Origin of the sequence: Pseudomonas sp. P7759 (assembly GCF_013386445.1) — a bacterium.
GTDB lineage: Bacteria > Pseudomonadota > Gammaproteobacteria > Pseudomonadales > Pseudomonadaceae > Aquipseudomonas > Aquipseudomonas azotoformans_A.
Window position 1 is genome coordinate 17,484 of the sequence record NZ_JACART010000069.1, and the last position, 13,878, is coordinate 31,361.

15 protein-coding genes are annotated in these 13,878 nt (G+C 60.5%); 5 read left to right on the forward strand and 10 right to left on the reverse strand.

The features are described 5' to 3' along the window. Nucleotides 1–33: 33 nt before the first annotated feature. Nucleotides 34–483, reverse strand: coding sequence for a redox-sensitive transcriptional activator SoxR (soxR, locus tag HX823_RS30085; protein WP_177078239.1), 450 nt, complete (start codon nt 481–483; stop codon nt 34–36). Nucleotides 484–584: 101 nt separating this feature from the next. Between soxR and HX823_RS30090 the strand changes: the two genes are divergently transcribed. Beyond that, nucleotides 585–950: an antibiotic biosynthesis monooxygenase gene (locus HX823_RS30090; RefSeq protein ID WP_177078241.1), complete on the forward strand. Its 366-nt coding sequence runs from the start codon at nt 585–587 to the stop codon at nt 948–950. Here HX823_RS30090 and HX823_RS30095 read toward each other — a convergent pair. The 4 genes from HX823_RS30095 to msuE are packed head-to-tail and all read right to left on the reverse strand — an operon-like array spanning nt 939 to nt 5,010. Continuing rightward, on the reverse strand, nt 939–2,042 hold the full coding sequence (locus HX823_RS30095) for a sigma-54-dependent Fis family transcriptional regulator (RefSeq protein WP_033900291.1): 1,104 nt from the start codon (nt 2,040–2,042) through the stop codon (nt 939–941). The two genes, HX823_RS30090 and HX823_RS30095, sit on opposite strands and share 12 nt — an antisense overlap. 11 nt (nt 2,043–2,053) lie before the next feature. Continuing rightward, a complete protein-coding gene (locus tag HX823_RS30100) occupies nt 2,054–3,241 on the reverse strand; it encodes an acyl-CoA dehydrogenase family protein (protein WP_038844879.1) in 1,188 nt (395 codons plus the stop codon). Between the two features lie 56 nt (nt 3,242–3,297). Further along, entirely contained in the window at nt 3,298–4,437 is a 1,140-nt protein-coding gene (gene ssuD / locus HX823_RS30105; RefSeq protein WP_038844880.1) for an FMNH2-dependent alkanesulfonate monooxygenase, read from the reverse strand. A 9-nt stretch (nt 4,438–4,446) separates the two neighbouring features. Then, nucleotides 4,447–5,010 (reverse strand): FMN reductase, encoded by a 564-nt coding sequence (gene msuE / locus HX823_RS30110; protein WP_033900283.1) that lies wholly within the window; start codon nt 5,008–5,010, stop codon nt 4,447–4,449. 386 nt (nt 5,011–5,396) lie between these two features. Here msuE and HX823_RS30115 point away from each other — a divergent pair, with 386 nt between their 5' ends. The 3 genes from HX823_RS30115 to HX823_RS30125 all read left to right on the forward strand — a co-directional run bounded on the left by HX823_RS30115 (nt 5,397) and on the right by HX823_RS30125 (nt 8,905). Then, nucleotides 5,397–5,666: a hypothetical protein gene (locus HX823_RS30115; protein WP_038844883.1), complete on the forward strand. Its 270-nt coding sequence runs from the start codon at nt 5,397–5,399 to the stop codon at nt 5,664–5,666. Nucleotides 5,667–5,898: 232 nt separating this feature from the next. After that, a complete protein-coding gene (locus HX823_RS30120; RefSeq protein WP_177078242.1) occupies nt 5,899–7,059 on the forward strand; it encodes a cysteine desulfurase family protein in 1,161 nt (386 codons plus the stop codon). Between the two features lie 37 nt (nt 7,060–7,096). Next, nucleotides 7,097–8,905, forward strand: coding sequence for an aminopeptidase P family protein (locus HX823_RS30125; RefSeq protein WP_177078244.1), 1,809 nt, complete (start codon nt 7,097–7,099; stop codon nt 8,903–8,905). Here the strand turns inward: HX823_RS30125 and HX823_RS30130 are convergent. Beyond that, nucleotides 8,898–9,806 (reverse strand): LysR family transcriptional regulator, encoded by a 909-nt coding sequence (locus tag HX823_RS30130; RefSeq protein ID WP_177078246.1) that lies wholly within the window; start codon nt 9,804–9,806, stop codon nt 8,898–8,900. The genes HX823_RS30125 and HX823_RS30130 overlap by 8 nt on opposite strands. A 115-nt stretch (nt 9,807–9,921) precedes the next feature. Here HX823_RS30130 and HX823_RS30135 point away from each other — a divergent pair, with 115 nt between their 5' ends. After that, nucleotides 9,922–10,908: a zinc-dependent alcohol dehydrogenase family protein gene (locus HX823_RS30135; protein ID WP_177078248.1), complete on the forward strand. Its 987-nt coding sequence runs from the start codon at nt 9,922–9,924 to the stop codon at nt 10,906–10,908. On the opposite strand, the gene HX823_RS30140 is transcribed toward HX823_RS30135, so the two are convergent. From HX823_RS30140 to rhtA, 4 genes are all read right to left on the reverse strand, one after another. Continuing rightward, entirely contained in the window at nt 10,905–11,495 is a 591-nt protein-coding gene (locus HX823_RS30140; RefSeq protein WP_177078250.1) for a 2-hydroxychromene-2-carboxylate isomerase, read from the reverse strand. The two genes, HX823_RS30135 and HX823_RS30140, sit on opposite strands and share 4 nt — an antisense overlap. Before the next feature lie 35 nt (nt 11,496–11,530). After that, a complete protein-coding gene (locus tag HX823_RS30145; RefSeq protein ID WP_177078252.1) occupies nt 11,531–12,262 on the reverse strand; it encodes an SDR family oxidoreductase in 732 nt (243 codons plus the stop codon). Between the two features lie 111 nt (nt 12,263–12,373). Then, entirely contained in the window at nt 12,374–12,655 is a 282-nt protein-coding gene (locus HX823_RS30150; RefSeq protein ID WP_016980214.1) for a hypothetical protein, read from the reverse strand. A 164-nt stretch (nt 12,656–12,819) separates the two neighbouring features. Further along, nucleotides 12,820–13,707 (reverse strand): threonine/homoserine exporter RhtA, encoded by an 888-nt coding sequence (rhtA, locus tag HX823_RS30155; protein ID WP_038844892.1) that lies wholly within the window; start codon nt 13,705–13,707, stop codon nt 12,820–12,822. Nucleotides 13,708–13,878: the final 171 nt, after the last annotated feature.

Genomic DNA, 13,878 nt, shown 5'->3' on the forward strand with positions numbered 1-13,878 from the left:
CAAGCCAGCTCCCACATTGATTGGATTGTCACTTCAGGATTTGGGAGTGGGCTCCAACAACTGTGCACCTGGTCCGCACTCGCCGAGCTTGTCATCCTGATTCCGCAACGGGCACGCCTCCATCGACAGGCACCCGCAACCGATACAGCCATTAAGCTTGTCCCGCAGCAGCATCAGCTTATTGATGCGCTCATCCAGGTCTTCCCGCCACAGTGCGGACAGCCGCTCCCAATCCTGCGCCGTGGGCGTGCGCCCATCCGGTAAGGCCTGCAACGCCTCGCCGATCGTTGCCAGTGGTATGCCCAAACGCTGGGCGATCTTGATCACCACCACGCGCCGCAATACATCCCGTGGATAACGCCGCTGGTTGCCGGCATTGCGATTGCTCTTGATCAACCCCTTGGTTTCATAGAAATGCAGGGCCGTGACCGCCACACCGCTGCGGGCGGCTAGTTGGCCGACCGTGAGTTCCTTGTTGAGCATGAAAAAACTCCCAGACAACGCTTGACCTTGACTTAACTAGAGGTTTTACCCTGCGTGGCATCGAATCGCAAGATTCTGCCTACAGAGGAAGGGGAGTGTTCATGCAGGTATCAGAGAAAAATCGCAGCTTCACTCAATTGATCGAATTTCAGATCGAGCCCCAGCAGCAAGTCGCCCTGGTGTCGGCCTTGACCACCCAAAGCGAACGCCTGGCCCAGGGCCACGGCGGCTTTATCAATGCCAGTGTGCAGGTCAGCGATGACGGACGGCGGGTGCTCAACTACCTGCAATGGCGCTCGCGTGAAGACGGCGAGGCGGCGTTCCAGTGCTTTGAGCATGGCGAGGAGGATTTCTGGACGCTGATTCGCGCCCATCAGGCCACGGCGGTGACCTTCGGCTCGTTCCAGGTGCTGCGCAGTTTCGAGCGCAGCCATGACAACGCGTTGCACTGCCGCCTAAATGGATAAATGCAGCATGCGCTCGCCTTGCACGTTTTCACCAGGGCGGCGCTTGTTCACCGCCAGCTCGCCGATCTTGATCAGGCGCGTGCGTGTGACGTTGCGGCTCAAGCCCAGCAGGTTGGCGGTGTGCACCTGGTTGTAATGGCTGAAACGATAGGCGGCGCGTAGCAGGGCGTCTTCGACCTTTTCATGCAGGGCGCCGGCCTGTTCTTCGAACAGCTTCTGGAAGGCGCGCGCGAGCAAGGCTTCGGCGCTGTTGTCGGTGCCGTGCGGGCTGTCGTCCTGGCGTTCGATGCGCATATTCGACAGGCGCAGGTCGTCCCGTTCGATCACGCCGTTACGGCAGATCAACAGGGTGTGGTGAATCACGTTCTCCAGCTCGCGGATATTGCCCGGCCAGCTGTAGCTCTTGAGCTTTTGCTCGGCCTCGCGGCTGATGGTGATCGGGCCGTAGCCCAGGCGCTGGCTGTAGGCTTCGATGAAGTGCCGGGTCAGCGGCAGGATATCGCCGGGGCGCTCGCGCAACGGGCTGAGTTCCAGGCTGACCACGTCAAGGCGGTAGTAGAGGTCTTCACGGAAATGCCCGGCGTTGATGGCTTTTTCCAGTTGCACGTTGGTCGCGGCCAATACACGCACATCAATCGGAATGCTCTTACGCGAACCCAGGCGCACGACCTCACGTTCCTGTAGGACGCGCAACAGCTTCACTTGGATTGCCATCGGCAGATCGCCGATCTCATCGAGGAACAAGGTGCCGCCGTCTGCCTCTTCAAACCAGCCAGCCTTGGCACTGAGGGCGCCGGTAAAGGCGCCTTTTTCATGGCCGAACAGCTCGGCTTCCACCAGCGATTCGGAGAACGCCCCGCAATTCACCGCCACGAACGGCCGGTTGCGCCGCGCGCTGAGGTTATGGATATGGCGCGCCACCAGCTCTTTACCGGTGCCGGTCTCGCCGATGATCAGCACGCTGGCTTCGCTGGGCGCCACTTGCTGGATATGGTCGAGCAGCGCCTGGGATTTCGGGTCTTCGAAGACCTGGGCCGTGGCGCGGATCGACGTCGCAAGGGCGGGCGAGGGCGGTAGGGTCAACAGCTGCATGGGCACCTCTCTTAGGAATAGAACGTAGGAATCGGCAGGGATTGGTTCAACGCCCAATCCCCCAGTTCGTGGAGTTTGTAGTCCACCGGATCGTGCAGGGTCTGTGTGCGCAGGTTGCGCCAGTGACGGTCCAGACGCAGCGAGGCGTGGGTGGAGCGCGCGCCGGTCACTTCAAACAACCGGCTGCACAGGTCCAGGCCCTGGCGGGTGGCGGCGACTTTGGCGGTGGCGATGGCGATAGCCAATTGGCCGCGCTCGGTTTCGCTGAGGTTCGCACCCTTGGCCCAGGCTTGGTCGAGCAGCTCGGCGGCGCGTTCCACCAGCAGGCGAATACCTTCCAGGGCGACCCAGAACTCACCGTAGTGATGCAGCACGTAAGGGTCTTGGCGCACGTCTTCAGCCGAGGACTTATGCCAGGCGCGCGTTTCGGTCAGGGTGTAATTGCGGGCTTCTTCGAAGGCGCCTTCGGCAATCCCGAGAAACATATGCGTGAAGGTCAACTGGGCAATCAGCGGGCGCAGGCAGGCAAAGGGCGTGCTCAGTGGGCCGGGATCGAGCAGCAATTCGGATTCTTCCACGCGTACGCGTTCGAAGCTGGCGCTGCCGCTGTCGGTCTGACGCTGGCCGATATTGTTCCAGTCATTGTGCAAAGTGATGCCGCTGCGCCCGCTGGGAATTGCGGCGATCAGCAGCTTGCCGCCCGCCGTTTCATCGACTGCCGAGGCGATCAGCATCTCCGAGTCGCTGGCGCCGGAACAGAAGCTCTTTTTGCCGGAGAACTCGCGCCAGCCGCCGAAATCCTTGACCACGGTGCGGGTGTCCAGCGGGTTGAGGGCGTTGCCCCAAAACCAGTTTTTGCGTGCGGTCTGTTCGAACCAGGGTTGCCATTGATCCGGGCGCGCAAACAGGCGCACGGTAGCGAGCATCAGGTGGTGAAAACCGAAGACGTGGGCGATGGAACTGTCGACCTTGGCGAACTCGCGCACGATGCCCAGGGTTTCGCTCCAGCGTGCACCAAGGCCGCCGTATTGGGTGGGGATGCTCAGGGCGAGCAGGCCGCTGTGGCGCAGCGCGTCACGTTCGGCTTTGGGCGTGCCGCCGCGCTCGTCGCGCTCGACGGCGGTAAGGGCGAATTCGGCGGCCAGCAGTTTGGCGGTCTGCAAGGGGGAGGGCAGGACGCTGTGGGGTTTGGCTGTCACGGGGTTTCCTCTTTTATAGGCGGGAGCGGCCAGGGCCGTTCCCGCTGCTCAGCCCATCAGGCCTTGGCTGGCAGTACATCGTTGGCAATCATTTCGCCGAACGGGCCAGTGAGGTTGGTGACACCACGCCCGGCCAGGCTGGCGTAGGGTTCCGGCAGCAGCGGGAACACCAGCTCGGCAAAGCGATACGCCTCTTCCAGGTGCGGGTAGCCGGAGAAGATGAAACTCTCGATCCCCAAATCCGCGTATTCCTTGATGCGCTCGGCGACTTGTTGCGGGTTGCCCACCAGTGCAGTGCCGGCACCGCCGCGCACCAGCCCGACGCCGGCCCACAGGTTGGGGGCGATTTCCAGGTTGTCGCGGCGCCCGTCGTGCAGGGCGGCCATGCGGCGCTGACCTTCGGAGTCAAACCGCGAGAAGGATTTTTGCGCGGCGGCGATGGTTTCGTCGCTGATGTGTTCGATCAGTTTGTCGGCGGCTTTCCAGGCGTCCTCTTCGGTTTCGCGCACGATCACATGCAGGCGAATGCCGAACTTCACGGTGCGTCCGTGACGTGCGGCGCGTTCACGCACATCCGCGAGTTTTTCCGCGACGGCGGCCGGCGGTTCGCCCCAGGTCAGGTACACATCGACCTGTTCGGCGGCGAGGTCGTGGGCTGCGTCGGAGGACCCGCCAAAATACAGCGGCGGATAAGGCTTCTGCACCGGTGGGTACAGTGCCTTGGCGTTCTGCACGCGCAGGTGTTTGCCTTCAAAATCTACCGATTCGCCCTGCAATACACGGCGCCAGATCTGTAGGAATTCATCGGAGACTTCGTAACGTTCACTGTGGTCGAGGAAGCTGCCGTCGCCACGGTTTTCATCGGGGTCGCCACCGGTCACCACGTTGATCAGCAAGCGGCCGTTGGACAGACGATCCAGCGTCGCCGCCATGCGTGCGGAGACCGTCGGCGAAATGATACCCGGACGAATTGCCACCAGATAACGCAGGCGTTCGGTCAGCGGCACCAGCGCCGAGGCGATGACCCAGGAGTCTTCGCACGAGCGTCCGGTAGGAATCAGCACGCCGTGGTAACCCAGGCTGTCAGCCGCTTGGGCGACTTGTTTCAGATAATTGAGGGTGACCGGCCGCGCACCTTGGGTGGTGCCCAGGTAATGCCCGTCGCCATGTGTTGGCAGAAACCAGAAAACATCCATGACCAATCCTTAAGCGATTTTCAGCAGAGAGGGGGAGTGCGCTGCAAACAAAGGCGCAGCGCGTTCTGCCGCCAGTTGAATACGGGCTTTTAATAGTTCACTGGTGATTTGGTAGTCGGTGAAGTCGGCTTCGGTGGCATACACACCGATCGGCAAGGTCAATGCCTGGAAAAAGCTGAACAGCGGACGCAGTTGGTGATCGAGCACCAGCGCATGACGTTCGCTGCCGCCAGTGGCGGCGAGCAGTACCGGCGTATTGATCAAGGCGTTGAGGCCGACCAGGTCGAACAGATGCTTGAGCAGGCCGGGGTAGGAGCCACGATAGACTGGCGCGGCGACGATCAGCAGGTCGGCCTGTTCGATGGCCAACAGTTGGGATTCGACGTCTGCCGGCAGTTCGTCACGGGACAGTGCACCCCCCAGCGGCCGGGCAATCTCGCCCAGTTCGATGAGGGTGGTCTGGATCGGCAGCAACGTGGCCAGTTCGGCGAGCACTGCTTGGGTCAGCACGAGGGTGCGTGACGGGCGCCAGGTTCCGCCAGAGAGGGCAACGACATTCAGGGGACGGGTCATGAACAGTTCCTTTTTCAACAGTGGAGTGCAACCTGGTGAGCAAGAGCTATACCAACGGGCGCAGGCCTTGATTGGCGTGGGTTGCAAGCTCACTGCCGAAAAGTGTCGCTGTTGTCTGGCTGGTGATTTGTTGATTGGCTGTTGCGCGAGCAACAGTTGCGTGGGCAACAGTGCCAACGCGATGTAGCGTCAGTTATAGAGGGTTGTAGTTATTCCGTAAATGAACGTATTTCCATATTTATAGATCATAAAGAAATATGTGAACGCCGCTATCGCAGGTGCCTTGGCGGTTGATAGCGACTATCGAGGCAGGTGATTTTTCACCGTGCGGGCCCGGGAGTAGCCTGTGTTCATTGACTCGAAACCTCCTTTGCAGGGCCGCCGCCATGAACCGATTCCTCGCCATTTCCTTATTGATCGTCAGCTCAGTCCTTGCCGGATGTGCGACCCATCCTTCACCTGAATTGCGCCCCTACACGGCGGAAGAAACCAAACAGTTGGCCCTGGAAGCATTGAGCCGTCGTGGTTTGTCGTTTGATGAATACCAACAGCAGCGCGCCGCACTGACCGGCCAGCCACAGAAGCCTTTCGGCTTTGATCGCCAGGGCGAAATGAACGCCGAACGCAGCGTGACCCTGCATGGTCGTCCCAGTTGATCCGCGCCTGACGGCAAAAAGCCCGAGGATTCCCCTGAGGAACCTCGGGCTTTTTGTTTTCCATGGTGCGACTTCAGCCTGTTAAGCTGAATTTCAGGAGCGTTCCTACGCACATTTTCATAAAGTGGTCCTTCTTTAATGGCATGCGATCGGTTAAACCTGACAACCTCTGTCCCGGTCCGTGCCCCTGAGACGCTGCTCTCGGGAACCTGCTCTGCGAGTTTTTAACGTCATGAATAAACGTCCGCTGTATTTCGACTACGCCGCCACCACCCCGGTGGATGAGCGGGTCATCCAGGTGATGGTCGAGTGCCTGGGCTTCAATGCCAATTTCGGTAACCCCGCGTCCAGTTCCCATGCGTTCGGCCAGGCGGCCCGACACACGGTCGAGCAGGCGCGTCGCCAGGTAGCCGAGTTGGTTGGTGCCAACCCTGAGCAAATCGTCTGGACCTCCGGCGCCACCGAATCCAATAACCTTGCGATCAAGGGCGTGGCCCAGGCGCGTGGCGTGGCGGGTGGGCATATCATCACCAGCCAGATCGAACACAAGGCTACGTTGGATACCGCGCGGCAACTGCAGGAAGCCGGTGTGGCCGTCACCTACCTGGTGCCGGATGCCGATGGGCTGATCAGTGCCAATGCTGTCAGCGAAGCCTTGCGCGAAGACACGTTCCTGGTTTCGCTGATGCTGGTGAACAACGAACTGGGCACCCTCAACGACATCCCCGCCATCGGCGCGCGGGTGCGTGAACACGGCGCGTTGTTGCATGTGGATGCGGCGCAGGGCGCGGGCAAGGTGACGATCGACCTGGCGCAGTGGCCAGTAGACTTGATGTCGTTTTCGGCCCACAAGCTGTATGGCCCCAAAGGGATTGGCGCGTTGTATGTCGGCCCACGGGCGCAGCAGAAGGTATTGGCGCAGATTCACGGCGGCGGTCACGAAGGCGGCCTGCGCTCCGGCACCCTGGCGACCCATCAGATTGCCGGCATGGGCACCGCGTTTGCCTTGGCGGCGGCGTCTTTTGCTGAAGAAAAGGCGGTGATCGTCGCCTTGCGTCAGCGCTTGCTGGACCAGTTGGAATCGGTGGCCGGCGTGCGCCTCAATGGCAGCGCGACACAACGTATTCCACATACCCTGAGCCTCACGTTTGGCGAAGGCGAATTCAACGCCGCTGCGTTGAGTGCGGGGATCGCGTTTTCCGCGACCTCGGCCTGCAATTCGGCGAGTAACGCGCCGTCCCATGTGCTCCTGGCGTTGGGCCATGATGCACGCAGCGCCGGCCGTACCATTCGCTTGAGCCTGGGCCGGTTTACCACCGAGCAGGATATCGACCAAGCGGTGCAATTGATCAAGGCCGCCCTGGCCAGTGCACCGGCGTTCTGGGCGGTCTGATTCACATAATAATTATTCGTGGTTAGCAGGAGACACAATGAGTACGCAGCCTTTGACCCATGGAACGGTTCCCCAGCGCCTGGCGCACACCCGTGAACTGATGAGCCGCGAGGGCATTCACGCCCTGCTGGTGCCGTCGGCCGACCCGCACTTGTCCGAGTACCTGCCGGGTTACTGGCAGGGGCGGCAATGGTTGTCGGGGTTTCATGGTTCGGTGGGGACGCTGATTGTCACGGCGGATTTCGCCGGCGTGTGGGCCGATAGCCGTTACTGGGAACAAGCGACCAAGGAACTCAAGGGCAGCGGCATCGAATTGGTGAAACTGCAGCCAGGCCAACCCGGACCGCTGGAGTGGCTGGCCGAGCAAACGCCGGAAGGTGGCGTTGTCGCGGTGGACGGTGCGGTCATGGCCGTGGCCTCGGCGCGTACCCTGGGCGGCAAGTTGGCGGAGCGCGGTGCACAACTGCGTACCGATATCGACCTGTTGGATGAAGTCTGGAAAGACCGTCCGACACTGCCAAACCAGCCGATCTATCAGCACCTGCCGCCTCAGGCCACCGTCAGCCGTGGTGAGAAACTCGCCTCGCTGCGCGCTGCCCTGAAGGAGAAGGGCGCCGACTGGCACTTCATCGCGACCCTGGACGACATCGCCTGGCTGTTCAACCTGCGCGGCGGTGATGTTTCGTTCAACCCGGTGTTTGTGTCCTTTGCGCTGATCAATCAACAGCAGGCCACGTTGTTCGTGGCGCTGAGCAAAGTCGAAGCCGCGTTGCGGGCGGTGCTGGAACAGGATGGCGTGACGCTGCGCGACTACAGCGAAGTGGCGGATGCCTTGCGTACGGTGCCGGCGGGCGCCAGTTTGCAGGTCGACCCGGCGCGCGTTACCGCTGGCTTGCTGGAAAACCTTGATGCTAGCGTCAAGCTGATCGAAGGACTCAACCCGACCACCCTGGCCAAGTCGCGCAAGAGCCTGGCCGATGCGGAACACATCCGCCAGGCCATGGAGCAGGACGGCGCGGCGTTGTGCGAATTCTTCGCCTGGCTGGACAGTGCGCTGGGTCGCGAACGTATCACCGAACTGACCATCGACGAACACCTGACCGCTGCGCGCACCCGTCGCCCCGGTTATGTGTCGCTGAGTTTCAATACCATCGCGGCGTATAACGCTAATGGTGCGATGCCGCATTACCACGCCACTGAAGAAGAGCACGCAGTGATCGAAGGCGATGGCCTGCTGCTGATCGATTCGGGCGGCCAGTACCTCGGCGGCACCACGGATATCACGCGGATGGTGCCGATCGGTACGCCGAGTGAAGAGCAAAAACGCGACTGCACCCGTGTGCTCAAGGGCGTGATTGCCTTGTCCCGTGCGCATTTCCCGAAAGGCATCCTGTCACCGCTGCTGGACGCGATTGCTCGCGCGCCGATCTGGGCTGAGGGCGTGGACTACGGCCACGGCACCGGGCACGGCGTAGGCTATTTCCTCAATGTGCATGAAGGTCCGCAAGTGATTGCCTATCAGGCGGCCACTGCGCCGCAAACGGCGATGCAGCCGGGGATGATCACCTCCATCGAACCGGGCACTTACCGTCCGGGACGCTGGGGCGTGCGTATCGAGAACCTGGTGCTGAACCGTGAAGCCGGCAAGACTGAGTTCGGCGAGTTCCTCAAGTTCGAAACCTTGACCCTGTGCCCGATCGACACGCGCTGCCTGGAGCCGTCGCTGCTCACGGTAGACGAGCGTGAGTGGTTCAACGCTTACCATGCCGAGGTGCGTGAGCGTCTGAGTCCGTTGCTTGACGGTGCCGCACTTGACTGGTTGCAGGTGCGCACTGCGGCTATTTGATCGCCTGCAATTCGGGCGCCTGGGCCAGGGCGTCGGCCATATAGTCGACGAATGCCTTGACCCGGGCCGATTGCCGACGATTGGGCGCCGACACCGCATGGATCGGCAGTGATTGCGGCGTGTAGTCCTGCAACAGCGCGACCACGCGGCCAGCTTTCAGATCATCATGGAACAACCACAGGGGCGACAGCGCAATGCCAAGCCCCGTCAACACCATTTCCCGCACCGCCTCTGAGTTATTGCTCTGGGCGTTGCCGGCAATGCGCACGCTGTGTCGCGTGCCGTTCTTTTCGTAAACCCAGAGGTTCTGGCTGCTGAGCAGGTTGAACAGCAGGCAGTTGTGCTGGCTGAGATCCTGCGGGGTTTTCGGTGCGGGATGGTTGGCCAGGTAGGCCGGGCTCGCCAGGGTGACGCGGTGGGTGGTGCCGATCTGCTTGGCGATCAGGCCGCTGTCGCGCAGCTCACCGATTCGCAGGGTCACGTCCAGGCCTTCGCTGACCATGTCCTGCAGGTGATCGTTGAGTTGTAGGTCTACTTGTACGCCAGGGTATTTCTGCAGGAAATCGCTCAAGCGTGAAGCAATCTGCAGGCGCCCGAAACTCACCGATGAGCCCACGCGCAGGGGGCCGGCGATGGCCTCTTTGCCGGTCTGGAAGCTGTGTTCGGCAGCGTCCACGGCGGCGAGGATTTCGCGACAGTGGCTGTAGTACCGCTGACCTTCGTCGGTCAGGGACAGTTGGCGCGTACTGCGGGCAATCAGCTTGCCGCCCAGTTCGGTTTCCAGGGCGCGCAGGACTTTGCTGATGGTGGGTTGGGTGGTCTGCATTTCCCGGGCGACGGCGGAGAAGCTGCCGCGTTCGATCACGCGAACGAAAATCGCCATTGCGTTGAGTTTGTCCATGGGGCTTCCAATTCATTCTTCTTGCGCATAAGCACTATAGTCTTTTGGTGTCTTATCGGCATGAATTGGCTGGCGGATCATTGACTTCATTCTTCGATGACGCGAGACCGCCAACATGACTGATATGCACGCTTTGATTGTGGATGCCGTGGATGCACCGTTCCGGCTGACGACAATTCCTAAACCGGTAGCCGGCGCTGGCCAAGTGTTGGTCAGAATCAGCGCCAGTGGCCTTAATCCATTGGACGGGAAAATCCGCGCCGGCCAGGCTGCCCACGCCCGGCATCCATTACCGGCGGTGCTCGGCATGGATCTGGCAGGCACCGTGGAAGCCGTCGGCCCCGACGTCGGTGATTGGCTCGTAGGCGATAAGGTCTATGGGTTGGCGACCGGCATCGGTGGCGCACAGGGTTCGTTGGCCGAATACGCAGCCGTCGATGCCCGTTTGCTGGCGAAGAAACCCGAGGCCTTGAGCATGTGTGAAGCGGCGGTGTTGCCGCTGGTGCTGATCACCGCGTGGGAAGGCTTGGTGGACCGGGCGCATGTAGGCTCTGGACACAAAGTACTGATCCAAGGCGGCGCGGGCGGTGTAGGGCATGTCGCAGTGCAACTGGCGATTGCCCACGGAGCGCAGGTATACGCCACGGGATCCGCCAAGCATCGCTCAGTAATCGAGGCGCTGGGCGCGACGTTTATCGACTATCAGCAGTTGACGGTCGAGGAGTACGTCGCGCAGTACACCGCGGGCGAAGGCTTCGACATTGTGTATGACACCGTCGGCGGCGAAACGCTGGATGCATCCTTTCGAGCCGCCAAGACCTATCACGGTCATGTAGTGAGTTGCCTGGGTTGGGGGCAACACAGCCTGGCACCGCTGTCGTTTCGTGGGGCAACCTACTCGGGCGTGTTTACCTTATTGCCGTTGCTGACCGGCAAGGGGCGTGAGCATCACGGGCAGATTCTTGCCGAGGCGGCGCGGTTGATCGATGCCGGCAAACTCAAGCCGACCATGGATGGGCGTTCATTCGATTTGCACAGTGCGAACGCCGCCTACGATCTGCTCGCAAGCGGCGCGCAAGGGCGCTTGGCGATCGAGATCTAACTCAGGGCTTCGCGCACAAAATCCAGACGGTCCTGACCAAAGAACAGCTGATTACCTACAAACAGGCTGGGCGCACCGAACACGCCACGTTTAACGGCCTGTTCGGTGTTGTACTTGAGGGCGGTCTTAACCGCTTCGTCGTTGGCCAGGGTCAGAACCTCGTCGGGACTAAAACCGTGTTCGGTCAGCACGGCAGCGACAACGACGGGGTCTCCCAAGTGACGGCCCTCTACCCAGAGGGCGCGGAACAGGCAATCCACAAAGTCATCGAAGCGCTCGGGTTGGCGCAATTGAATGCCGGTGACGGCCCGCATCAACAGCAGGGTATTGATGGGAAAGTACGGGTTGAACGTGAGCGGTACGTTGTAACGACGTGCATAGCGCGCCAGGTCATCGAACATGTAGCGACCTTTGGCGGGCACGGTGATGGGAGAGGCGTTGCCCGTGGCCTTGAACACGCCGCCCAACAGCATGGGCTTGTAAATCAGCTGCGTACCGGTTGAGGCGCACAGTGCGGGGAGCTGGGTGTAGGCCAGGTAGGTGGCGGGGCTGCCGAGGTCAAAGAAGAATTCCAGGGTTTTACTCATGGTCGTTGCTCGCTGCTTATTATTGTGGGGCGTGCTTACCAGGGTTCACTCCAGGGGCGCAGGTCCAGTTCGAACGTCCAGGCGTCGCGTGGCTGGCTGTGCAGGTACCAATAGTTATCGGCGATATGCTCGGGGTTGAGGATGCCGTCCTGGTCCTTGAGCGCGTATTTCTGCGGGAAATTGTCGCGAATGAAGTCGGTGTCGATGGCGCCGTCGACCACCACATGGGCGACGTGGATGTTTCTGGGCCCGAGTTCCCTGGCCATGCTTTGCGCGAGCGCCCGGATACCGTGTTTGGCGCCGGCGAAGGCGGCAAACCCTGCTGCGCCACGCAATCCTGCGGTGGCACCGGTGAACAAAATCGTGCCTCGATTGCGCGTGACCATGCGTTTGGCCACTTCGCGGGCATTCAGGAAACCGGAGAAGCAAGCCATCTCCCAGATCTTGAAATACTTGCGCGCGGTTTCTTCCAGGATGCTGCACGGCACGTTGGCGCCGATGTTGAACACGAAGGCTTCAATCGGACCCAGCTCGGTCTCGATCTGCTCGATCAGCGCAATGACGTCTTCTTCTTTACGTGCATCGCATGCAAAGCCATGGGCTTCGCCGCCTGCCGCGTGGATGCTGTCTACCAGCGGCTGCAATTTATCGGCGCTGCGGCGGGTGACACACGCCACGTAGCCTTCACGGGCAAAGCGCTTGGCAATGGCGCCGCCCGTTGCATCACCGGCACCCACTACCAAAACGATTTTCTTGTTGTGCGTCATGGGAACTCCCTTGGCTCAATGGTCGAGCAGGAGTCTAGTCGCAGCGCCGCAAAGGGCTGGGTTTATCGCTGGAATTTAATGAGAGCAGTCAGGGGATGACTGCTCGAACGATTACTTGCAGATGACGATCATGCTTCGACTGGTGTAGCCGGCAGGGTTGAGGCCGAAAGGGTAGTCCCCAGGTTCCTCGGAATTGTCACCGGACTTTGCGATAACCCGATAGCCCTTGGCGCCGCAAGAGTTCGTTGCACTGGTGTAGCACTGGTCCCAGGAAGAAGACAGGCCGGAACAGTTGATATGCAGCCCTTTTTTGCCACGTTTTACTTCTGTCTTGGTAGTCGCGGCACAACCTGCAATCGCCATGACCATTAACAGTATCAAAATTCGCTTCATTCCTATCCTTAATAGCCGCCTCGCAATGCTAAAGGCAGGCTCTACTCGCTCTCGGGTGTAGCGTTCGCGCTGTCCTTGTCGAAATTCTCCATGAATGACATTCGTTTACGGCTTAAACATGGCCTAAATGAGCGCCAAATGCCAGAGCTACATTCAAACAGCCTTCAATCGGCTGGAACCAGCGGCTTTGACTCGCTGCGCATGGTCACGGTGGCGCCTACGGAGGCCAGGATGATGCACGTGATTGCCAGCCATTGCGCGAGTGACAGGTGTTCGTGCAGGAACAGCAGGCCGGAGAGGGCACCGAAAGCCGGTTCGATGCTCATGAGCGTGCCGAAGGTGCGGGCGGGGAGGCGCGTCAGTGCAACCATTTCCAAAGTGTAGGGCAGGGCGGTGGACAGAATGGCGACACCGATGGCGACCGGGATCAGGGCGGGCGTCAGCAATGCGCTGCCCGCATGCACTATGCCGATAGGGGCAACAAACAACGCCGCGATCATTACGCCGAGGGCGGCGGTCTGCACGCCGTTGTCATTACCGGCTTTCTGGCCATACAGAATGTAGAGCGCCCAGCAGACTCCGGCGCCCAAGGCGTACCCCGCTCCCAGTGGGTCGATGCCGCTGCTCGCTTCGCCCATAGGGATAAGTAGGAGCAAGCCGATGATTGCCAGGGCAATCCACAGGAAGTCGACCGCGCGCCGAGAGGCATAGATAGCCACGGCAAGCGGGCCGGTGAACTCCAGGGCCACCGCAATCCCCAGAGGTACGCTGCGCAAGGACATATAGAAGAGGAAGTTCATGCCGCCCAGGGCCATCCCATAAACGATGACGGTGCGCAGGGATTTGGCCGTCAACTTGGCACGCCATGGACGTAATAGAAGCAGCATGATCACGCTGGCGAAAATCAGGCGCAGTGCCGTGGTGCCTTGTGCGCCGACAATAGGGAACATGCTCTTGGCCAGCGAGGCGCCGGACTGGATGGAGGCCATGGCAATCAGCAGCAAGCCGACTGGGAACAATGTCGAGGCCAGGCTGCGGGGGGAGGTGGTCATTTGGGAGTGTTCGTCCGAAGTCATATTAAGAGAAGCGTGGGCGCTATGATGCTTAACTGTTTGAGGTTGAGCAATATATTGCTCAATTATCCTTGGTAATGGGTTATAACGGACGAATCTTGAGGTTTTCAGCTTCTTTGATAGAAAAACCAAATCAAGGGTTGACGGCAG